The sequence below is a fragment of the Pseudoalteromonas sp. SS15 genome (assembly GCF_049257195.1).
Lineage (GTDB): Bacteria > Pseudomonadota > Gammaproteobacteria > Enterobacterales > Alteromonadaceae > Pseudoalteromonas.
This window is the reverse complement of record NZ_JBMMUD010000005.1, coordinates 71,476-93,741: the sequence shown is the minus strand read 5'-3', so window position 1 is coordinate 93,741 and position 22,266 is coordinate 71,476. Positions and strand designations below refer to the sequence as shown.

The following is a 22,266-nucleotide window of genomic DNA, read 5'->3' as shown; positions in this document are numbered from 1 at the left end:
GTCGTTTGAAAAAATAAACCCCAGCATGCTGGGGTTTAGAGTAATTTTATTGTTTATCTGGCTTTATGCTTCATTAAGCGCTCTTTGTCGCGCGACCAGTCTTTATCTTTGATATCGGCGCGCTTATCGTGCATCTTTTTACCTTTGGCTAAATGGAATTCCAATTTAACCCAGCACTTCTTCCAATACATTGCAGTTGCAACCAATGAAAAGCCATCGCGCTCAGTTGCACCAATCAATCTATCTAATTCACGCTTCTTGAGAAGCAGCTTACGATATCGCATTGGGTCACAAATCACGTGAGTTGATGCACTGTTTAATGGTTGGATCTGCGAGGCAAGTAAAAATGCTTCGCCGTCTTTAAGATGAATATAAGTATCAGAAATATTTACTTTACCTGCTCGGATACTTTTAACTTCCCAGCCTTGTAGTTCAATACCTGCTTCGAACTTATCGTGTAAAAAATACTCGTGTCGCGCTTTTTTGTTTAGCGCGATGGTATTGCTGTTTGCTTTTGGTGATTTTTTCTTTGCCATAATGGCGTAGTCTACCTACAAATGATCTGATTAAACAGGGCTTTTTTAGCTTTGTTACTTATTTTTACCCACTCATGCTTTGTAAACAAGATAATTATTAAAAAGCTTGCTAAAATCGCGTCAAAGCAAGTGGAGTAGCTATGCCGCAGATTGAAAAAAGTGCGCTGGTGATGTACAGCAGCCAAGAAATGTTTGACTTAGTCAATGATGTAAATGCGTACCCTGCATTTTTACCAAATTGTTCCAACGCAAAAATTATTTCTGAGGATGAGTCTTCAATGACCGCCAGTTTAGAAATATCGAAAGCGGGCCTTAAAAAGTGGTTCACAACAAATAATCGTTTAGCAGGCAACAAAGTTGAGATGAAATTGGTCGACGGCCCTTTCAAATCACTAAATGGTTATTGGGAGTTTACAGCGCTTGATGAGCAAGCATGTAAAGTGTCTCTAAAACTTGAGTTCGAATTTGCCAGTAAATTAATTGAGATGGCATTCGGTAAAGTATTTAACGAAGTTGCCAAGAACATGGTTGTTGCGTTTACACAACGCGCTAAAACCGTATATGGGGTGAGATAATGATCAAGGTTGAAGTGGTTTTTGCATTACCAGACACTGCAACCTCGCTCTCTGTCGATGTTGCTGAAGGGTCGACGGCTGAGCAAGTGGTTTTACAATCAGGTATTGCTGATAAGTGTCCTGAAATTGATTTATCGAATTTAGCACTTGGTATATGGAATCGCACTGTTAAAAACCATCAAGTGGTGAAAGAGGGAGATAGAATAGAAATTTACCGCCCTTTGATTGCCGACCCTAAAGCTGCAAGAAGGCAAAGAGCTGAAAAAGCGAAAGAAGAAGGTCGCGCCAATAAAATAACCGGTGGCAGAGCATAATTATTTATAACAGTATCAAAAAAAGGGCTTGAGCCCTTTTTTCATTTATAAAATCACTTTTAAAAATCGATTATTGTTCTAGCGGAATGTTAAACTCTTCTGGCTCTTCAAAATCACCACTAATTCGCGCAAGAAGGCCATTCTCAAAATAAACGACTAAAGATTTTCTATGCTCAGAATCACGACCAATATTTAGCGTGTAGCTATAGTGCCAGCTGTCATTTGAAAAAGCATCTTTTGCAACTGGGCTCCCTAAAACATAAAGCACTTGCTCTTGGGTCATTTGAACGCGTAGCTTATCTACGTCGCTTTGTTCTAAAAAGTTGCCTTGTGGAATACTAATTCGATATACCCAACTTGAACAGCCAGACAACATAACAGCCATAACTACTGCACTTAGCCAAACAGCGAGGGATTTTTTTACTAGCATTTATTTTTTGATCCTTATTCTTTTATTGTTTGCATCATACCGATTGCGTACAGAAGGTAAAGTTTCTTGATACACTTTGACAGTATGAAGTTAAAAAAGTTTCTTAATAGGTAAAAAAAGTGGCCCAAGAGATAAAGGTTTGGTCTGTCTACATAGTGGAGAGTAGGTTGGGGCATTGGTATACTGGGATCACCAACAACGTTGACGCACGAGTTGATGCACATAATGCTGGTAAAGGCGCAAAAAACCTAAAAGGCAAAGCGCCCATCAAATTGATTTATAGTAAAGCTGTTGGTGATAAAAGTACTGCTGCTAAATTAGAGTGGCATATTAAAAAGCTAAACAAAGTTCAAAAGGTTCAATTTGTGGAGTCTAATGGTACTTTCGCTAATGAGACGATAAAGTCACTGATAGATTCAACCACAGTTTGATATCTTTCAAAGTTCATATTGTCTAATGTGTCTTTTTTAGTGTGATGTTTATCATCGATCCCCATACCAAAGTAGATATACGGTATTTTCTTTAAACTAAACGCGTAATGATCACTGGCCTTATGCCAGTTGATACGATTGTCATTGAGCTTTTTGTGCAGTCTAAACTGAGACGAAGTAGAAAATACCTTAAATGGATTTTCTTGTTGTTTAAATTGCTCAATGTATTTTTTGGCTTTTTTATCATGAAGTGCGTACAGGGTGTTTCTGTTATTGATGGCTAACATGTCCAAATTAATATTCAAGGCATAAAGGCTTGTATCAGTTTCACTCACATAATGCTTAGCACCATAGAGCCCTTTTTCTTCTGCGTCGCTAGCTAAAAATATTATGTCACTAAACCGAGTCTGCTCTTTTAATACTTCTGCTATTGCTAATAATGCGGCAGTACCTGTCGCATTATCATTGGCGCCTGCATAGAAGCTATTCTCTCGCCCACCTAGATGGTCATAGTGGGCGGTGATGACTAACTTCTTGCCACATTGCTCGACAGTGCAGGGTAGTGTTGCGATGACGTTGTGACCTAGCTTTTTGCTAAAGAACCCACTTTTAAATTCAAAGCTTTGATAATTAACTTTAATACCTAAATTTTGAAAACGCTCATATAAAAATTGAGCTGTGATATTGGGATTAGGGCTGCCAGCTTCTCTTCCTTGATGCTTTGGGCTGGTTAAAACGCTCATATCTTCATACAAACGCGTCGACGCGCTGGCAGCATTGGCGTTAGCGACTAGCCAAATACTTAAAAGCAGCCAGCTTACCCTCATAGCGTCGTTTATCGTGAGTAAACTCTGCATTTTTAAGCGCCAGTTTGAGATAACGTTCTGCACGACTAAGGTTTCCTTTGTAATAATAGACTTTAGCTAAGCCAAAATAACTGTCATGAAGGTCATTATCAAGCTTCCTCGCTTCATTAAAAAAATGTAGTGCTTTGTTGAGCTCATTTTTGGCGATGGCTTCATTACCTTTAACTATCATATAGAAAGGATTGTTTTTTCGCTTGTTTTCTAATTTAGCTTCGATTTCGAATGCCAAGCTTTCTCGGTTAGTTAAACGGTATAACAGTGCGGTATTTCCCCAAGCTGTGTTGTTATTTGGGTCAACAATCAAAGCGTGTTTGTAGGTTCTTTCTGCAAGATCGTGCATGTTATTTATACGATAAAGGATCCCAAGATTTCCCCAAGCACCTGAGTAAGCAGGGTCCAGTTCAATTGCACCTTTAAAATAGCTATAAGCTAAGTCATATTCGGCCCTGATCATATGCATTGCACCGCGGTTGTTGTAAAACATAGCGGTGATCCTGTCTTTACTGATTTTGCTCGTTTTAAATTTTTGCTCTCTACTATTGGGATCAAAATCTACGGTAATCGAGGTAGGTTCTAAAAAGAATATTTTATTTGCTTCATCTCTTTGCGGGGCTTTCTTAATAACGAGGTTAACATGACCAGTAAGGAGGCTATAACCTTGGCTTTGATCCCAATACTCTGGAATATGAACACGTTGAAATTGTGTTGAGAGACCTAAATGCTCTGCGAGGCTATGCGCTAAGATTGAGAGAGAAAGACAATTTGCATTGAGATTATAAAAAGCATCAGAAGCGACTAGATTAGCGCCGCTTTGATAAGCTAGTGTACTGTCTCCATTATCCATTAAAAAATTAAGTAGTTGCTTGGCTTGTCGTATTGGAGATGCTTTGTCTTTAATATAGTGGTCAAGCTGCGTTTTTATGTCTTCATTGAGAGCAAAAACGTCATCTTGAGAGACAATCTCTTTTTGTTCAAATACCGATGTGTTTATTAGTGCGTAATTAATGTCAGGTGTATTGGATTGGGTGCTCTGACATCCTGCTAAATTGAGTAATAGCAGCAATGCAATTAGTGTTGATGAAATGTGCTTCATACATAGCCCCTTACAGCTAGTCATTATTTAAGCCTAGATGAAGAAATGGGGTTGTTGTATTTTTAATCGTTACAAATTATTACGCTTAATGCGCTAGCTTATAAAAAAAGAGCAGCCTTAATGCTGCTCTTTTTAGAAAAAGTAAATACGTTTTAATTACTTACTATCGAAACTCACAACTAAACCATCGAGTGTTTTCGCTGACTCGGCAAGGGCTTCAATAGCTTGTGAAATAGCTTGTGTTTCGTCGACAACGTTATCGCTAGCAGCGCTGATCTGCTCAATGTTTAGTCCTACTTCAGCAACAACATTGCTTTGCTCTTCGGTCGCTGCAGCGATTAGGGTAGTCATATCATTTATCTGATTTGATGTTTCACTGACGTCTTTTAGAAGATCCACTGAGTTTTGCATACTCATGACACTCTGCTCAGCTTGACTTCTAGATTGCGTGATTTGCGACACAATATTTTCTGCAGCAAGAGTGAGTTCATTAATGGTGTTATGGATCTCATCAGTAGATTGAGACGTTCTGCTTGCCAATGCACGCACTTCATCCGCTACAACCGCAAAACCACGACCATGCTCACCAGCTCGAGCTGATTCAATTGCAGCATTAAGCGCAAGCAGGTTTGTTTGTTCTGAGATCCCTCTGATCACCTCTACAATACTTGCAATTGAGCGGGTTCGCTCAACGAGTGAGTTAACTTGTTCAGCCATACTATTTATGTCATCCGCAAGTTGTCCTAATGTGATCTGAGATTGGGCAATTTCTTGTTCACTGTGCTTAACCGTATTTTTACTCGATTCAGTCAATTGTGCAGAGTTATTTGCATTGCCTGCAATCTCTTGCACCGTTGCGCCCATTTCATTAATCGCTGCCGCTACAGATAATGTTTGAGACTTTTGTTCATTAAGGGCATGGCAAGTTCGATTACTTTGATCTGTCAGTTTAAGGCTGGTGGCACGAATTTCATGGCTTTCATTTGCCACTTGTTTGATAGCATGCTCAATCTTGGCAATAAACTGATTAAATCCATCACTGAGCTCTTGCAGCTCAGGTTGTGTTGACTCTGGTAGTCGATAATTTAGTCTTGCATCGCCACTGCCTAAGTTGGCAAACAGTTGCGCAATTTTAGAAAGTGGGGCTGCTAATGTACGAGCTAAGAAAAAGCTGACTAAGCAAGCAAAAATCGCAATGATGCTGGCATACCCGACAATCTGCCATTGCAGACTTCGTATTTCGGTATAAACCTCATGCTCAGGTACTTGTGCTACGACATATAAGTTAGTGCCTTTGATTGGCTGACTTGCAATCACTTGCGCTTCGTTATTTAAAGTAACATTAATCAGATTAGACGCGTTATTTTGTAACAGAGCGTTGGAATTTGTACTGCCATACAAGTCTTTCAAGGACTGTGCTTGAGTCGAGCGACTATCAGGGAACAACTTAATTGCGCCAGTATTATCAACTACGAAAACAAACCCAGTTTGCTCAAGTATGAATTGACTGAGCATGCTCTGCATATCAGTCACACTCTTGGCAAGGCCAGCTAAACCAATACCATTCAACTGCTGGTGGTTCACGAACATATTCACAGCACCAGTGGTTTCTCTGAAAATACTGATGGAATAAGCTTCACCCGATTGCGTGAAACCATAAAACCAGCCGTCTTCTTGATGGTTCAAAACACGTAAGAATCCATGTTGATTCCAATACTCAGCAGTTTCACGGTTTGCCCAGGATGCTGTTGCTAAGTCAAATTGTTTTGCAATACGTTGTAATTCAGAGACGAGTAGAGAGTCATCTTGTTGATGCCTATTCGCTGCTGCCAAAATAAATTGGTTGCTTGAAAGAAGCTGTGCAGCATCTTTCATCTGTGCAATTTGCTTTTCGATTGATTTGCTGATGTTCTCAACTTTACTAGGCAATTCAGAGTGTAACATGCGTCTTTCGACCATGCCTTTTGCCTGATAGGTTGAAATAACCCCTATAAGCGTTGCAACAATAACTGCAATTAAGCTACCTAGGAGTGAGATTTTTACTGTTATGGATAAACTATTCGCTTTCATATTACTTATTTTGATAACGAGTTAAGTAATTATTCTAGCATAGGATTTATTATCTATTGTTCAACTTTTTCCAAAAATGTAAATAAATAGTAAAAAAGCCCAAAACTTTACAGTTATTGGGCTTGGTTTCTAACAAGCGAAACGTTTCTAAACAATCTTTTTCATCGCTGACATATAGCCGCGTAATGTTTCACCGACCTTCTCGACAGGGTGATTTCTGATAGCACTGTTAACAGCAATTAGTGATTGATTATCAACAAAGTTATCTGAGTTCAAACCTTTTCCAATAACATCAGTTTCGATGTCTTTCATGAAGTCCTGAAGCAACGGTAAGCAAGCATGATTATATAAATAACAGCCATATTCTGCCGTATCAGAGATAGTACGGTTCATTTCGAATAGTTTTTTGCGTGCAATCGTATTTGCGATTAACGGTGTTTCGTGAAGCGACTCATAATATGCTGACTCTTCAATGATGCCTGCGGCTGTCATGGTCTCAAACGCAAGTTCAACACCTGCTTTTACCATAGCAACCATTAAAATACCTTTGTCGAAGAAAGCTTGTTCTGAAATTTCTTCAGCCGTATTTTCTTGCTTTTCGAATGCAGTTTCAGCGGTTTCTGCGCGCCACGAAAGAAGCTTGGCGTCGTCTTCTGCCCAATCGGCCATCATGCCGCTTGAGAATTCGCCGCTGATGATATCGTCCATATGCTTGTTGTACAGTGGGCGCATGATTTGCTTTAGCTCTTCACTTAGCTCAAATGCTTTCACTTTAGCTGGGTTGCTTAAGCGGTCCATCATATTGGTGATACCACCATGCTTAAGTGCTTCTGTAATGATTTCCCAACCGTATTGAATAAGTTTTGACGCATAGGCAGCATCAACGCCTTTTTCAACCATTTTATCGAAACAAAGAAGAGAACCAGTTTGTAACATACCGCAAAGAATGGTTTGCTCACCCATTAAATCTGACTTTACTTCGGCGATAAAAGAAGACTTAAGTACACCAGCTCTGTGGCCACCGGTACCTGCAGCATAAGCTTTTGCTTGCTCAAGACCTTTACCTTCAGGGTCATTTTCAGGGTGAACTGCAATAAGAGTAGGTACACCAAACCCACGTTTATACTCTTCACGTACTTCAGTACCAGGGCACTTAGGGGCAACCATGATCACTGTGATGTCTTCACGTACTTGCATACCTTCTTCAACAATATTAAAGCCATGAGAATATGCCAGTGTTGAGCCTTGTTTCATAAGTGGCATAACAGCTTCAACGACACTAGTGTGTTGTTTGTCAGGGGTAAGGTTAAGTACTAAGTCCGCAGTCGGGATAAGTTCTTCATAAGTGCCAACGGTAAATCCGTTTTCTGATGCATTAATAAATGAAGCTCGTTTTTCAGCAATCGCAGAGTCGCGTAGGGCATAACTTACGTCTAACCCAGAATCACGTAAGTTTAAACCTTGGTTTAGACCTTGTGCACCGCAACCAACGATAACCAGTTTTTTACCTTCTAGGGCTGCTACGCCGTTTTCAAATTCTTTTGGGTCCATAAACTCGCATTGAGCAAGTTGTGCTAACTGTTCGCGTAAAGGAAGAGTATTAAAATAATTCGCCATGTTAGAGCCTTTAAAAAATAAGTGTTTGTCTAGATACGAGTTTGAGAATAGGGGGTAGTTTTGGTTTCGTAAAATGATATATTTGCATTACTGTGTTTCAATTTTTGAAATGTTAAATGGATCATAAACAACTTAAGTATTTCTTAGCGCTGGCAGATACCCTACATTTTGGCCGAGCAAGTAATCTTTGCTTTATTAGTGCGCCAACACTGAGCCGGCAAATTAAACAATTAGAAGAAGAAGTCGGCGTGCCTTTATTTATAAGAGATAACCGCAGTGTGTCATTAACTTCTCAAGGAAAAGCCTTTGTTGACTATGCCAATGCAACGCTAAATCAATGGCGGCTTTTTAAAGGGCAATGTCAAACTGAGCAACAGGTTTTATCGGGTGAGGCTGACTTATATTGTTCTGTGACGGCGAGTTATAGCTACATATATAAATTGTTTGCGGCATTTCGTAAAAAATACCCAGATGTAGAGTTGAATCTAAATACAGGCGACCCAGCGCTGTCAATATCGAACGTCCAAGCTGAAAAAGCGGATTTAGCTGTAGCGGTTAAGCCAAGAGAACTACCAGCAGGCCTTGTTTATACAAAACTAGGTGAAGCTAAGTTGCTCATGATAGCGCCGACTATGGAGAGTCCACTCTGTGAAACTATAAATGCAATGCCTACACAGACATTTGATTGGTCAAAGCTCGAATATATTGTACCAGAGCAGGGCGTATTAAAAGAAAGACTAGATGAGTTCTGTGTCGAGCAAAGCTTTAAACCAAAAGTTTATGCACATGTTTCTGGACACGAAGCAATTGTAGCCCTTGTCAGTTTAGGGTTTGGCATTGCTTTAGTACCAGATGTTGTTTTATCTCAAAGTCCTTTTAAGCAGCAAGTGAGAGTATTACCTATCAAAAGCGGTAACACTGATATAGAAATTGGCTTGATAGCTAAATCTACAAGGTTAAAAGACCCTGTGAATTTGGCAATTTGGCAGACAGCACAACAAATATTTAATGATAACATCGAGAATAATTGATAATAGCACAATAAATACAAAGTAATTGATATTGATTATCATAAAGGTTATTGAATTTCCCTTTTGAAGGTTTTTATCTATATTATTGATTTTAAGTAATTTTGTTTGGTTTCTCCATAAGGTTGAGAATATTTTTCACACTGTTTTTTGACAAAAGTACTATTTATGACAGTGTAAATAATATTGATTGTTATTTAGATGCGTGTATACTTTGCCGCAATTAAAATTTAATAATATTTAGTATTTTCAAAGGACAATAAGAATGACCCTTCGTAAGTCTCTGTTAGCTACATCTATTCTAGCTGCAACATTAGGTTTAACTGCGTGTGGCGGTTCAAGCAACAACGAAACAACTACGCCAGATACAACTACACCTACAACACCTACAAATCAAGCACCAACTGATATCACTCTTTCATCATCAGCAATTACTGAAGACGCATTAGGAGTTGTTGTTGGCACACTAAGCGCAACAGATGACAATGCAGAAGGTGCAACTTTTACAGTAGCTGATGACCGCTTCGAAATTGTTGAAGGCAGTTTAAAATTAAAAGATTCAATTGCTATCAACTTTGAGCAAGAAACTGAAGTAACAGTAACAGTAACAGTAACTGATGCTGGTGGTTTGACTTTTGACAAAGAATTGACGCTAACGGTTACTGACGTTGAAGCAGTAGATGGTGTAAATGTTTATGAATTTGCCTCTAAACTTGGTACAGGTTCATCTGTAGCATACACAGGGCAGACTGCACGCCATGCATTATCAGCCGAAATTAAACATTACATGGGTTTAATGACTGTTGAGTACATTGAAACAAATAACGTTGTAGCTGCTGATGTAAGAGCAAAGCTTGACGCACTTTGGGGCGATTATGACTCTGTATCTGAGAACCCAATTACTCACTTAGGTGATGACTTATCTGGCTATGAGCAAAAAACATTTGCTGCAATTTCAAGTTCAGGCAAAGAACTTAGCGGTAAAATTGCAGGTGCTGACGCTTCTAAAATGTATAAAGAATGGGAAGTTGAAGGCAACTTCAAAGGCGTAACTGAGTTTGGTACTCAAGCTAAGACACCAGAAGGCTTAGTAAAACACTACTTTGATTTATTCATTGCTCAGATAGAGAAAGTAAATAGCGGTGATAGCTTAGTAGACGCTAATGGTGTTGCGATTACCAAAGCATTCATCACACCAGAAGGTTTAGACCTTGTACAACTTGTACAAAAACACACACTAGGCGCTTTAATGTTCTCACAAGGTACTGATGACTACCTTGGTGAAGGCCTAGAATCAGATAACACGACAGCGCAAAAAGAAGGCAAGCTTTATACAAAACTTGAGCACCAATACGACGAAGGCTTTGGTTACTTTGGTGCATCACGCAACTACCTAGAATACTCTGATGAAGAGATTGCTAAGAAAGGCGGTCGTGATGCATTCCTAGGTAAAAACGATTATGACGGCACAGCAGGGATCAATTTAGCATCTGAGTTCGTATGGGGTAACTCATCAAATGCTGCTAAACGTGACCTTGGTGCTGAAGTAACAACTGACTTTACAGCTGAAGCTATGCTTAACTTTATTGCAGGTCGTAAGATCATCACTGACAACCATGGCTTTAAAGTTGAAGAATTCCCTGAAGATGTAAAAGCACAATTTGAAAAGCATGTATTTGGTGCAGCCCTTGGTTGGGAAAAAGCGATTGCAGCTACTGTTGTTCACTACATCAATGACTCTATTAGCGATATCGAAAACTTAAAAGATGGTGAATACACTTCTGATGAGTTTGCTACTTACGCCAAACATTGGGGTGAAATGAAAGGTTTTGCGTTAAACTTCCAGTTTAGCCCATTCTCTCCATTTGCTGATGATGTTCTAAACCCGAAAAAAGCTGATTTTGGTGAGGCTAAATTCGTCGAAGTTCACACACTACTGGGTGATAAGCCATTAGTAACGGGCACAACTGAAGAGTTTGAAGCCTACGCAGAAAAATTACGCCAAGCACGTGACATTCTAGCTGAAGCATATGACTTTTCAGAAGAAAACGCTAAAAACTGGTAATAGTTTTAGCTAACAATATATTGAAAGGTTAGTGATTTAGGTTGCTAACCTTTTTCTGTATCTATGATTCGAGATTTTAGGATTAATTTTATGTTGAGATCCGCAAAACTGAAGCCTTTGGCTTTAGCTACTTCTTTAATACTTGGTCTGGCAGCGTGCTCAGAAAGCACTTCGAGCAGCCAAGGTGAAAACTTTGACGGTGGCACACCAGTTGTTGATAAAGGTGGTAATACAACAAGCTTCGATGAAACAGCCTTATTATCAAACTTAGTTGATAACGTCATTACGCCTACTTTCGTTTCATTTAAGGAACAAGCAGAGAAAAATAGCTTAACATTAGCAGCTTACTGCGATGTTGAAAAATCAGTTGCTGCTGGAGAAAGCGAGGAGCAAGCAAGGTTAAATGCACTTGCAGCGGCCCAATCTAGCTGGAGAATTACAACTGCAATTTGGCAACAAGCAGAACTTATGCAGGTTGGTCCACTGGCGACGAATGAAGGTGAGTTAAGAAACTTAATTTATTCATGGCCAGCAAAGAGTACGTGTGGCGTTGACCAAGATACAGCATATTTCGAAGATGGTGTGATCAATTTAGATGAAAGTCGCCCGTATGATATAAAAAACCGTACAGCAACTCGCCGCGGTTTAGTCAGTTTAGAACACTTATTATTTAGTACTGAACTAAATCACAGCTGCTCAATTGCTAATGATGCCCTTGCTGATTGGAACAGTCGAACTGATGGTGAGCGTCGTGTTGCTCGTTGTGAGTTTGCACTCGAAGTAGCAAATGACTTAGTTGATAATTCAAAAGTTTTATTAGAAAAATGGCTTGGCGAAACTGGCTATGCCCTTGAACTTAAAAAAGCAGGTGAGCCAGGTAACAGTTTTGACAGTGCGCATGCAGCGGTAAATGTAATTACTAATGCAATGTTTTATGCCGATAAGCAATTAAAAGACCAAAAGTTGGCGCTTCCTCTTGGTTACTTCAGTAACTCTTGCGGCTTAGATCCTTGTGCAGAAGATGTAGAATCGCCATTGGCTGCTAACTCTTTAGCAAATATGAAAGCGAATCTAGCTGCATTTGAAAAGTTATTTACTGGCAATGGCACAGCTGCAGAAAATACAACTGGTTTTGATGATTTCTTAGATTTTGAAAGTGGCTCTGATATAAAAGAAGCCATGTTGAAAGGGATTCAGGATTCAAATGCAGCAATTGACGCAATTGACGGCAATTTGCAGCAAGCACTTGTAAATGATAAAGAAAAAGTTGAGCACACTCACGCTAAAGTTAAGGATATAACAGATCAATTCAAGCATGACTTCATTAATAAGTTAGCACTTGAACTACCTAAAACTTCAGCAGGCGACAACGATTAAAGAGCGAGTTCTATGAAAAAAACACTTTTAGCATTAGCTGTGGCAGGTATTGCGACGTCTGCGTTTGCTGATAATAAACAGGAAACGAGCGGTGATAATATTGAACACATTACAATACTAAGCCATACAGATAAACTTCGCACTGAGGCGGGTTCAACGACTTTGCTAACAGAGGTTGAGCTTGAGAAGTTTGAGTATGATGATATTCACCGTATTTTAAGTAAAGTACCTGGCGTGAATATTAGGGAAGAAGATGGTTATGGTCTCCGCCCTAACATTGGTTTCAGAGGAGTAACACCTGAGCGAAGCAAAAAGATCACAATAATGGAAGATGGCGTGTTAATTGGTCCTTCTCCTTATTCAGCGTCAGCTGCTTATTACTTCCCAGTGCCTACACGTATGACCGCTGTTGAGGTATTTAAAGGCCCGGCAGCGATTAAACATGGTCCGCAAACAGTAGCTGGTGCACTCAACTTTGTTACTAGACAAGTACCTGAGTTCACCGAAGGTGGTATCGATATCGCAAGAGGAACTGACGGATATCAAAAAGTACATGGACACTTTGGCTCCGTTGTTAATAACGTAGGTTTTTTAGTCGAAGGCGTCAATCTAAAAGCTGATGGCTTTAAAGAGTTAGATGGTGGTGGTAACACTGGCTTCGATAAAAATGATCTTTTAGCTAAATTTAACTATCAATTGACTAATGATGGGGTAGACCATACGTTTGGGCTTAAACTGTCATATGCTGATGAAAAGTCAGACGAAACATATTTAGGTCTAACTGATGCAGATTTTGCTGAAAACCCATACAGACGTTATGCAGCGACTCAGCCGGCATTAATGGACACTAAACACCAGCAGGTTATGCTTTCGCATAATATGTCAGACGATAATTTATCAATGACAACCCGTGTTTATCGACATGATTATGAACGAGCTTGGTTGAAACTTAGTAAGTTAGTAGGCTCGCAAGCTAGTTTGTCAGCTATTTTGGCTAACCCTGAAAAATATGAAAGAGAATACGCAGTTATCTCTGGTACACAAAACTCAGTAGAATCAGGCAGCACTACGCATTATTTACTAATGGGTACCAATGATCGCGAATACTTCTCTCAGGGTATTCAAGTTGATGGTAATTATGACTTCTCAATTCAGGGTGTTGAGCACAAGCTTGCTTTCGGTGTTCGATTACATGAAGATGAAATAGAACGTAAGCACTTCACTGAAACATATGAAATGGAAGACGGTTTTGCGCTAAAAACAGCTGAAGAAGCTGTATTCACCACGACAAATATCGAAAACACGAAAGCGCTTTCAGTTTACATTGAAGATACAGTGACGCTGGGAAATTTAACGGTATCTGCAGGTGTACGTGGCGAAAGCATGGACATGTACTATACAGATAAAAAAGATACTGACGATTGGCAAAAGAAAAAGACCACCATCTGGTTACCAGGTGTAAGTGGTTTTTATCAATTAAATGATGACTCTGGTCTATTATTTGGTGTGCATCAAGGCTTTGTTCCAAGCAGTCCGAAACAAGCCGCAGATATCGAAGTTGAAAAGAGCGTTAACTATGAGTTTGGTGGTCGATTTAATGACGGAATAACGCAATTCGAAGCTGTTGCATTCTTCAATGACTACAGCAACTTAAAGGAAAGCTGCGGATTTTCAAATTGTGGTATCGATGAGGCAATAGACCAGGAATTCAACGGTGGTGAAGTTGATGTATACGGTCTAGAAACACAATTTTCTCAGCGCTACCCTCTGAACTTACAAATAGATATCCCTTATGGTTTTGTTTATACATACACCAAAGGTGAGTTTAAAACAGATTTCACGTCAGACTTTGATCAATGGGGTAGAGTGACGTCTGGTGACAGCCTGCCATATGTTCCTGAACATCAGTTTGCATTTAATATTGGTCTTGAGGCAAGCGAGTGGTACACCAATTTAAGCATTAAGAATGTTTCTTCAATGCAAGAAAGAGCTGGTGACCTTGTTGATGATAATGGCGAGATTATTGCTGATGGTTTAAATGGTGTAAAAACTGATAGTGCGATTACGGTTGATATATCTGCGGGTTACGATTTTGATCAGTATGGACGTATCTATCTTAAGATTGATAACCTACTTGATGAAGAGAAAGTAGTGAGCCGTCGACCTTATGGTGCGCGCCCGGGCAAACCAAGACAAGTTATATTTGGTTATAAATATCAATTTTAATCGGTATTTTATAATTATAAATTAGGGCCACTTGTGGCCCTTTTTCGTATACTGTCTTTGCGCGTTAACTTGTAAAATGTAAGTGAGTAGCGTCTCTATTTCATATGCTTTTTGATGTGTTTTATCCTAGTAAATCTATTAAGATAGAAGTACTTCTCTACATTTCTGTGTTAAAGGAGAAAGTGTGTTAGAACAGATTTGGCAAGACTTATCAGCATTGCCTACCTATTTAATTGACGCAAATAAGCGCATATACATTCCATATTTACTTAGCGCGATAGTTATGGCGTTTTTTGTCTATGCACAAATTGAAAAGTCGAAAAGTGGCAAAGGTTTTTTGCGTTTTTTATTTCCTAAAGATGTGTGGTTGTGTAAAAGCGCAAAATTAGATTACACCTTGCTTGTTACAAATAAAATCATTAAAACTGCAACGTTTGCACCCATTGTACTTACCATGGTGCCTGTCGCGATAGCTGTTACAGATTTTCTAGAGTGGGTGCTCGGCAAACCACTTATGTTGCAATGGCCAGAAGCCAGTGTGATTGCATTTTTTACACTCATACTATTTTTGCTCGATGATTTCACTAGATACTTGCTGCATTTACTGCTTCATAAAGTCCCATTCTTATGGGAGTTTCATAAAGTTCATCACTCAGCAAAGGTACTGACGCCATTTACTATTTATCGAACTCATCCTGTTGAGAGCTACTTATATGCTTGCAGAATGGCGGTGACGCAAGGTATCGCTGTTGGTGTGGGTTATCATTTATTTGGCACTTCATTAAGCATGTTTGACATTCTAGGTGCAAATGCCTTTGTTTTCTTATTTAATATTTTTGGCGCTAATTTAAGACACTCCCACATTTGGTTTAGTTGGGGAGACAAGTTAGAAGGGTGGTTTATTAGCCCAGCTCAACATCAGGTTCACCATAGCGATAACCCTAAACACTTTGATACCAACTTAGGCTCTGCATTGGCCATTTGGGATAGGATAGGCGGGACTTTAATAAAAGCATCTGAGGCTGGCAAAGTAAGTATTGGCGTTGGTAAATATGACGCTAAACATGATTCTGTTTATGCAATTTATTGGTTGCCAATAAAGCTAGCGGTTCTCAGTCTTATACCGAAGAAAAATATCAAGAAAGACGCATTAAAAGACAAAGAAATAAGTGAATAAGTGGTGCTTTGTAGGTAAGAAGATAGGCTGGCGACGGGCATTGCCAGCCTATAAGTCGGAGAGTAGGCTCCCCAATTAATTAATGAACGACTTTTCTTTGTTTATAAAAGCCAAGGTCATTAAGTGTTTCAATTATTTTCGGATCATCTAATCTAGATGGGGCTGATTCTTTTCTCAAAAAATGATCGGCCGGAACACTGTGCATATCTAGCATCTTGTTAAATAAAACAGTGCGAATTGTCAGCGCTGTCATTCCATTGTCTTGCAGCTCGTCAAGTCGGCTTTGCAAATCCACAAAAGGACTTGCTTTAACGTCATCCACCACGGCTGAAAAATTTAATTCTGCCTTACCTTTACGCATCAATGCCTCTCGCTTGCCAAAAATTCCAAAAAATAAGAGCTCAAGGTCAATCACATTTAAAACAAAAATTGTGTTTAAAATAGAGACTTAGCTCATAAGACCGTTCCAGTTTACTCTTTTTTTGAGCATGATTTCTACGGCGCATGTAAAGCTTTGTAAATCGACTTGCATTATTAGGAACAAGGGGTATTAGACGTCTAGATGTAAGTTGTTGAGAGGTAAATAGAAATAGTTATCAGTACCTACTATGGTACTGATAACTTTTTAAGTTATTAATTAAATATTTTTTGACTAACATGCTCAGCGAAACCACTACCGGCTTCTAGATAGAAGTTATAGGTAAATTCTACGCCCATTTCTTCTAATTCACGTTGTTGATCTGGATAATATGCGATGGCACTCACACGACCGCTGAAACCCGATGCTCTAAGCTGCTCTAATGCAAAAATGTTTTGCATATGTTTAGGCATGGCTAACATAACCATGTCAACGTCAGAGTGATTCATGCGCTGCCAGAAATCTGGATCGGTCGCGTCTGCGAGCAAAACACGACGGTTGCGCTTCACATGCTTATCAACGACTTCCGGTTTGATATCAATACCAGCTACTTTGCCAGGATGCGACGCTTCTATGGTTTCATAAGCACCCGTACCAATTCGGCCCATACCGAAAATAACTATTTTTGTATCTGTTAAATTAACCGGTAATTCTTCTTCTAAGCGTTTGTCACTCTCAAATTTTAATAGCCAAGGCTCTAACTTAACGTACAACTCATTGGCACGTTTATTTAGTGGAGAAGCTATGACAAAAGTGATCGATACTGCAATAGCAACAACAGCTAACCAATCGCTGGTAATGAGGCCTGTTGAGGCAGCTACAGCACATACGATTAATCCGAACTCACTGTAATTAGACAGTGTAAATGCACTCAGTAGAGACGTACGTGCTCTGAGTCTAAAGAAATTAGTTAATATGTAGTACAACATAACTTTAATAGGCAACACTAAGATAAGCATGACCGCAACTACTAGCGCATTCGGTGTAATATTTGCGTTTAAGCCAATATTTAAGAAAAACCCGACAAGTAAAATGTCTTTCACATTGAGTAATGATTTTGAAAGCTCACTGGCTTTTTTATGAGGGGCAAACATCATACCTATGATAAGAGCACCTAAATCGCCTTTTAACCCTGCAAACTCGAAAGCATGGTAGCCAATTACCAAGGCGAAGAAAAAGCCAAATAGAGGTAACAGCTCACCATGTTTAGAACGATTAAGTACCCAGAACATGATAGGCCTAAATAAAGGCAGTGCGACTAAAAGTCCAAGCGCCCAGATATTTGGCATTTTACCTGTGCTGACAGCCAAAAAGATAACCGCGAAGATATCCTGCATAACCAAGATGCCAATGGCTATTTTGCCGTGTAGGGCAGACATTTCACCGCGCTCTTCTAGTACCTTTACAGCAAATACGGTACTTGAGAAGCTAAACGCAAAACCAACAAGCAAAGCACTGGAGGTATCTAGTGAGCTGAATAGGGGCAGTGATGCCGCGCCTAATAATAATAACAGACTGGCAAAAAAAGCTGTGCTTAAAACAATATGTAGTGTTGCTGGACCCCATACTTGAGGTTTAACTAAATTACCGACTTTGAGTTTTAGACCAATACTGAATAATAGTATGGTTACACCTAAATCAGCTAACTGGGTGAGTAAATCAGTTGTCTGATGACCCATTAGGTTTAAAATAAAGCCAGCCATTAAAAAACCAATGAGTGGCGGTAGCTTGAGTTGGTAAATAGAAAATCCGCATGCGAATGCGACAGCAAAAAACAACAGTTCCATATTCAATATAATTAAGCGAAATTGATGTAGCATATTAGCAAAACTGACTGATTTATAAATCAAAACTTTAGGCTAATAGTGCGTAAAATTTGACTAACTTGTTATCAGTGAAAGATATTTGCATTAAAAACACAAATTTTCGCTGACAAGATTTATTAAATGTGGTTAAGATGCAGTTAGAAGGAATAATCTCTACAGGAGAGGCGATGTTTAAAAAAATCCTTGCATCTGTGGGTATCGGGGCTGCGAAGGTCGATACTATTTTAGAAACTGAACATTTATATCCAGGTCAAAAGTTTCAAGCACAAATTATTGTTGAAGGCGGAGATGTTGAGCAACAGGTCTCTGGCCTAGAATTAGCATTGATGACACGAGTCAAAGTTGAGTCAGATGATGGCGAATATTTTACTAATCACGTTCTAGATAAATGGCGTATTTCAGAACAATTTGTAATCGCACCGGGTGAAAAGAAAGTCATTCCATTTGAAGCAAGACTGCATTCAGAAACCCCAATTACTGAGTTGAACGCGGGTTACAATCATTCGTTCGTTTGGGTTGAAACCGGTCTGGATATTGATTTGGCCATTGATCCTAATGACAAAGATACGCTACATATTTACCCGAATGAAGCTGTCAAAGCCTGTATGCAGGCGATGGATAAGCTCGGATTTAGCTTAGTAAAAGCGGATGTTGAAAAAGGCTATCTAAGAGCTTCTAGTTTTCAATCAACGTCTGGTTGCTATCAAGAGTTAGAATATAGACCTAACACGCGTTCGTTATTTGGCATTCAAGAGATAGAGTTGTCATTTGTGCCTGAAGCGCACAAAACTCACGTGTTAATCGAACTTGATCGAGCCTTTAGAGGTGATGGGTATGTTGATTTAACCATCGAGCATGATCATGTGAATGTGTCTCAACTATGTGATCAATTAGAAAGACTATTTAACTAAGTTAGTACGTCTTAATTTACTAAAAGCCTAGCTAGCATAGCTAGGCTTTTTTATCGGTGAAAAGCATGAAATGTTATGTAAAAAAATTCTCTGACTTAGATACGTTAACATTCTTCAAATTAGCTAAAGCAAGGGTAGATATTTTTGTTGTTGAGCAAGAATGTGCGTACCCTGAATTAGATGATGTTGATATTCTGGAAGAGACTCGACACATTTATTATTTAGATAGTGATGGAGAGGTTGTCGCTTATTCACGTTGCTATCAAAAAACTTCGCAGGTAACTGCGATTGGTAGAGTAATTATCACTGAGCCAAATAGAGGAAAGGGGCTAGCATCAAAATTAATGAAGGAGTCATTGAGTGTATGCAAGAACCTTTGGCCTGATTATAAAGTACAATTGAGTGCGCAAACTCATCTAACCCCTTTTTATGAAAGTTTAGGATTCAAAGCGATATCTGACACTTATCTAGAAGATGGCATTCCACATACAGATATGGAATTAACACAATAAAAAAGCGAGTTCGATACTCGCTTTTTTAATAGGTCGCTAGCTCTGTTTAAAACGAATGAATAAACACCATAGCGATTGCAAGTGGGCATACAAACTTGATGTACCAAGGCCACACTTTCCAAAATAATGTATTCTCAGCTTCTTCATGGCCATTTTTAATTTCGGCGAGCAAATTATTTCTATGCCAGATCCAGCCAACAAAGATACAACAAAGCATCCCGATTAAGGGCTGAGAGAATTGAGTTGTTAAACTTACTACAAAACCAAACAATGCAGAGAAATTAAAAATAATAGTGAAACTGACAAGAGAAATGATCCCGCCAATTATCCAAGTTGCTTGGACACGGCCTAAAGCAAATTTTTCTACAGCATAAGATACGGGTGCTTCAAGCATTGAAATAGACGACGTAAGAGCTGCAATACTCATCAGTGCAAAGAAAGCAAAGCCGACGAAGTAGCCAATATCGCCCATGCTTAAGAACAGAGCGGGTAGTACTTGGAATACTAGAGTATCTTCAGATAACAGGGCGCCAGATTCTGAGAAAATAGCCACACCTTGCGCTTGTGCGACATACATAGCAGGAATAATTAAAAGACCAGCCACAAATGCAATAAGTACATCGATAAGCGTGACATACGCCCCCAATGAAACTAAGTTTTCCTTTTTACTGATGTAAGAGCCATAAATAATCATCACACTTGTACCCAAAGATAGTGAGAAAAACGCTTGTCCAAGTGCGCTAACCAAAAGTTGCGGATCTAACAAAGAGTTAAAATCAGGCACTAAATAAGCTTTTAAGCCTTCCATTGCACCTTCTTGAGTCATTACATAGATAATAAGAAGTCCTAAAATACTCAGCAGGGCTGGCATTAGACGCTTTGACCACTTTTCAATGCCGTTTTCAACGCCTTTACTGATGATAGCAATGGTCAGGATAATGAATAAACTAGTAAATATAAGGTCGCGTGGAAATGACTGAGTGTTAAGCCAAGTAGATGTACTTTCTAGGCCTGTCACAGCAGCAATCGGCTCTGCGGTAGCACTGAACATCCAGCCTGCAACAATGGCATAAAAGCTGAGGATCAAACCCGCGCAAATAATACCGCCAAAACCGACGATAAATGCGAATTTTTTTTGTAATGGTGAGTTAGCTAATTTTTGTAATGAAGACACAGCGTTCGCTTGGCCATGACGACCAATGACTAATTCGGCCATTAAAGCCGGGTAAGCTAAACAAAAGGCCAAAATAAGATACACTAAAACGAATGCAGCGCCACCGTTAGAGGCAGTTTGAGTTGGGAAGCCCCAAATGTTACCAAGTCCAACAGCCGATCCTGCGGCAGCCATAATAAAGCCAAAGCGAGAACTGAACTCGCCTCTAATACTACTCATATGTTGTTATTCTTTTATATTCTAAGGGATGGCTGACAATCTACTGCAAATGATGAAAAATAAAAAGACCTTGTCTGAAATCAATACACCATAAATGATGATCAGTTAGGTCTTTTTGGCAGTTGTATCGTAAATTTAGCACCGCCTAAGCTCTCAGACTGAGAAACAGAGACTTTCCCATGGTGCCAATCTACCACTTTACTGACAATCGCAAGTCCAAGTCCATAGCTTTTCCCTGCACGATTTCGGTGATTTTCTTCTTGAAAGAAAGGACTAAATACTTTGTGCCAGTTCTCTGGTGCTATACCTGGGCCATCATCTTCTATTTCTATATATATGTATTGTGAGTCATAGTAACTAGAAATTTGAATGTGCTTGGCTGCAAAATCACAAGCATTACTGAGTAAGTTAGTAATGGCACGGGCTAACCAATGCAAGTCTGCGGTTATTTCGAATTTGGCATTTAGTTCTGTAAGTAACGACAATTCAGCTTTTTGTAATTTAGGCTGTATTTGCAAGCTTACATCATGTAAATAATGAGAGGCTTGTGTCGTTTCGAAATTTAATAAATGAGACTTTTGCTCGAGCGTAGCAAAAGATAAATATGACTTCAGCATATCTTCCATTTGGTCTAAATCTTTTTCCATTCTTAGCAGAATTTCATTGACCTTTTTATTGTCAGGTTCGTCAATAGCAGCATCCAAAGCAAAACGCATACAGGCCACAGGCGTTCTAATGTCATGAGATAGGCTCGACGCCATGAGTTTGTTTTCAGCCATTAGCTTTTCAATTTTGCTCGCCATGCCATTAAATGTGAGCTCGACGTCTTTAATGTAAGTAAAATGGTTTGGCTCAATACGAGCCGAAAAATCACCGGCAGCAAACTGTTTCGCTTTACTCGTTAATACGTTTAACCTTTTTGCAAGCGGTGACAATATGAACCACATAAAAGTACAAACGCCAGAATAAAATAACAATGTCAGTAATACATCACTGTTTTGCTCTTGCTCTGGTTTGGTTAGACGCAACTCGACATAATCTGGCATAAGATTTTTAGATGACTTAAGTAGGTAAAAGCCTATCTCGTCTTCAAGCAATAAACCTTGTGGGGTGAACATTTCATTTTTTAACTCAGAGGGCAGAGCAAGACTTTGCCCATCTTTATAACTTACATCTAGTGAAAATTCTTGACTGATGGTGTTGGCAAATGAAGCACGTTGCTTCGCAGGTTGTCTTTCCAACTGTTTGATAAACCCACCCGTGATATTACGTTGCCACATGAAGTTATCATCTGGTGAGAAAGCTTGTTGATTAAACGTATCGATTAACCATCCAAGAACCACAATAGACAATAGCGCACTAGCGAGTAAATAAAGGTAAAGTTTTTTCAAATTGGCAACA

20 protein-coding genes are annotated in these 22,266 nt (G+C 39.3%); 10 read left to right on the top strand and 10 right to left on the bottom strand.

Annotation, left to right across the window (positions count from 1 at the left end; all coding sequences use genetic code 11):
* Positions 1-53: 53 nt before the first annotated feature.
* Positions 54-536, bottom strand: a complete 483-nt coding sequence (gene smpB / locus AAEU28_RS11665; RefSeq protein WP_421964273.1) for an SsrA-binding protein SmpB — start codon at positions 534-536, stop codon at positions 54-56.
* 140 nt (positions 537-676) lie between these two features.
* Here smpB and AAEU28_RS11660 point away from each other — a divergent pair, with 140 nt between their 5' ends.
* Together AAEU28_RS11660 and AAEU28_RS11655 are read left to right on the top strand one after the other, a co-directional pair.
* The gene (locus tag AAEU28_RS11660) at positions 677-1,111 is read left to right on the top strand and encodes a type II toxin-antitoxin system RatA family toxin (RefSeq protein WP_138482883.1); all 435 of its coding nucleotides are present in this window, start codon (positions 677-679) and stop codon (positions 1,109-1,111) included.
* Complete coding sequence (locus AAEU28_RS11655; protein ID WP_138482885.1) at positions 1,111-1,425, top strand: RnfH family protein; 315 nt, start codon at positions 1,111-1,113, stop codon at positions 1,423-1,425. Before AAEU28_RS11660 ends, AAEU28_RS11655 begins: the two co-directional genes overlap by 1 nt.
* Positions 1,426-1,495: 70 nt before the next feature.
* On the opposite strand, the gene AAEU28_RS11650 is transcribed toward AAEU28_RS11655, so the two are convergent.
* The gene (locus AAEU28_RS11650) at positions 1,496-1,855 is read right to left on the bottom strand and encodes an outer membrane protein assembly factor BamE (protein WP_421964272.1); all 360 of its coding nucleotides are present in this window, start codon (positions 1,853-1,855) and stop codon (positions 1,496-1,498) included.
* Between the two features lie 119 nt (positions 1,856-1,974).
* Between AAEU28_RS11650 and AAEU28_RS11645 the strand changes: the two genes are divergently transcribed.
* Positions 1,975-2,286: a GIY-YIG nuclease family protein gene (locus AAEU28_RS11645; RefSeq protein WP_421964271.1), complete on the top strand. Its 312-nt coding sequence runs from the start codon at positions 1,975-1,977 to the stop codon at positions 2,284-2,286.
* On the opposite strand, the gene AAEU28_RS11640 is transcribed toward AAEU28_RS11645, so the two are convergent.
* The 4 genes from AAEU28_RS11640 to ilvC form a co-directional block, all read right to left on the bottom strand.
* On the bottom strand, positions 2,214-3,113 hold the full coding sequence (locus AAEU28_RS11640) for a M28 family peptidase (protein ID WP_421964270.1): 900 nt from the start codon (positions 3,111-3,113) through the stop codon (positions 2,214-2,216). The two genes, AAEU28_RS11645 and AAEU28_RS11640, sit on opposite strands and share 73 nt — an antisense overlap.
* The gene (locus AAEU28_RS11635; protein WP_421964269.1) at positions 3,070-4,245 is read right to left on the bottom strand and encodes a tetratricopeptide repeat protein; all 1,176 of its coding nucleotides are present in this window, start codon (positions 4,243-4,245) and stop codon (positions 3,070-3,072) included. The genes AAEU28_RS11640 and AAEU28_RS11635 overlap by 44 nt, the downstream gene beginning before the upstream one ends.
* Before the next feature lie 156 nt (positions 4,246-4,401).
* Positions 4,402-6,315: a methyl-accepting chemotaxis protein gene (locus AAEU28_RS11630; protein WP_421964268.1), complete on the bottom strand. Its 1,914-nt coding sequence runs from the start codon at positions 6,313-6,315 to the stop codon at positions 4,402-4,404.
* A 147-nt stretch (positions 6,316-6,462) separates the two neighbouring features.
* Positions 6,463-7,932 (bottom strand): ketol-acid reductoisomerase, encoded by a 1,470-nt coding sequence (gene ilvC / locus AAEU28_RS11625; RefSeq protein ID WP_421964267.1) that lies wholly within the window; start codon positions 7,930-7,932, stop codon positions 6,463-6,465.
* Between the two features lie 116 nt (positions 7,933-8,048).
* On the opposite strand from ilvC, the gene ilvY reads away from it, so the two are divergent.
* The 5 genes from ilvY (at position 8,049) to AAEU28_RS11600 (ending at position 15,805) form a co-directional block, all read left to right on the top strand.
* Positions 8,049-8,963 carry an HTH-type transcriptional activator IlvY gene (ilvY, locus tag AAEU28_RS11620; RefSeq protein ID WP_421964266.1) on the top strand — a complete coding sequence of 305 codons (915 nt, stop codon included), beginning with the start codon at positions 8,049-8,051 and terminating at the stop codon, positions 8,961-8,963.
* A gap of 262 nt (positions 8,964-9,225) precedes the next feature.
* Positions 9,226-11,025 carry a DUF4856 domain-containing protein gene (locus tag AAEU28_RS11615; protein ID WP_421964265.1) on the top strand — a complete coding sequence of 600 codons (1,800 nt, stop codon included), beginning with the start codon at positions 9,226-9,228 and terminating at the stop codon, positions 11,023-11,025.
* A 90-nt stretch (positions 11,026-11,115) separates the two neighbouring features.
* A complete protein-coding gene (locus AAEU28_RS11610) occupies positions 11,116-12,402 on the top strand; it encodes an imelysin family protein (protein WP_421964264.1) in 1,287 nt (428 codons plus the stop codon).
* A gap of 12 nt (positions 12,403-12,414) precedes the next feature.
* Positions 12,415-14,628 carry a TonB-dependent receptor family protein gene (locus AAEU28_RS11605; protein WP_421964263.1) on the top strand — a complete coding sequence of 738 codons (2,214 nt, stop codon included), beginning with the start codon at positions 12,415-12,417 and terminating at the stop codon, positions 14,626-14,628.
* A gap of 184 nt (positions 14,629-14,812) precedes the next feature.
* Entirely contained in the window at positions 14,813-15,805 is a 993-nt protein-coding gene (locus tag AAEU28_RS11600; RefSeq protein WP_421964262.1) for a sterol desaturase family protein, read from the top strand.
* Positions 15,806-15,884: 79 nt separating this feature from the next.
* On the opposite strand, the gene AAEU28_RS11595 is transcribed toward AAEU28_RS11600, so the two are convergent.
* Together AAEU28_RS11595 and AAEU28_RS11590 are read right to left on the bottom strand one after the other, a co-directional pair.
* Positions 15,885-16,166 (bottom strand): hypothetical protein, encoded by a 282-nt coding sequence (locus AAEU28_RS11595; protein ID WP_421964261.1) that lies wholly within the window; start codon positions 16,164-16,166, stop codon positions 15,885-15,887.
* Between the two features lie 272 nt (positions 16,167-16,438).
* Positions 16,439-18,010, bottom strand: a complete 1,572-nt coding sequence (locus AAEU28_RS11590; protein ID WP_421964260.1) for a cation:proton antiporter — start codon at positions 18,008-18,010, stop codon at positions 16,439-16,441.
* A 206-nt stretch (positions 18,011-18,216) separates the two neighbouring features.
* Between AAEU28_RS11590 and AAEU28_RS11585 the strand changes: the two genes are divergently transcribed.
* On the top strand, positions 18,217-18,960 hold the full coding sequence (locus tag AAEU28_RS11585) for a sporulation protein (RefSeq protein WP_138482911.1): 744 nt from the start codon (positions 18,217-18,219) through the stop codon (positions 18,958-18,960).
* A 65-nt stretch (positions 18,961-19,025) separates the two neighbouring features.
* Entirely contained in the window at positions 19,026-19,472 is a 447-nt protein-coding gene (locus AAEU28_RS11580; protein ID WP_421964259.1) for a GNAT family N-acetyltransferase, read from the top strand.
* Positions 19,473-19,518: 46 nt separating this feature from the next.
* On the opposite strand, the gene AAEU28_RS11575 is transcribed toward AAEU28_RS11580, so the two are convergent.
* Together AAEU28_RS11575 and AAEU28_RS11570 are read right to left on the bottom strand one after the other, a co-directional pair.
* Positions 19,519-20,865, bottom strand: a complete 1,347-nt coding sequence (locus AAEU28_RS11575; protein WP_421964258.1) for a sodium-dependent transporter — start codon at positions 20,863-20,865, stop codon at positions 19,519-19,521.
* Positions 20,866-20,966: 101 nt separating this feature from the next.
* The gene (locus tag AAEU28_RS11570; RefSeq protein ID WP_421964257.1) at positions 20,967-22,256 is read right to left on the bottom strand and encodes a sensor histidine kinase; all 1,290 of its coding nucleotides are present in this window, start codon (positions 22,254-22,256) and stop codon (positions 20,967-20,969) included.
* Positions 22,257-22,266: the final 10 nt, after the last annotated feature.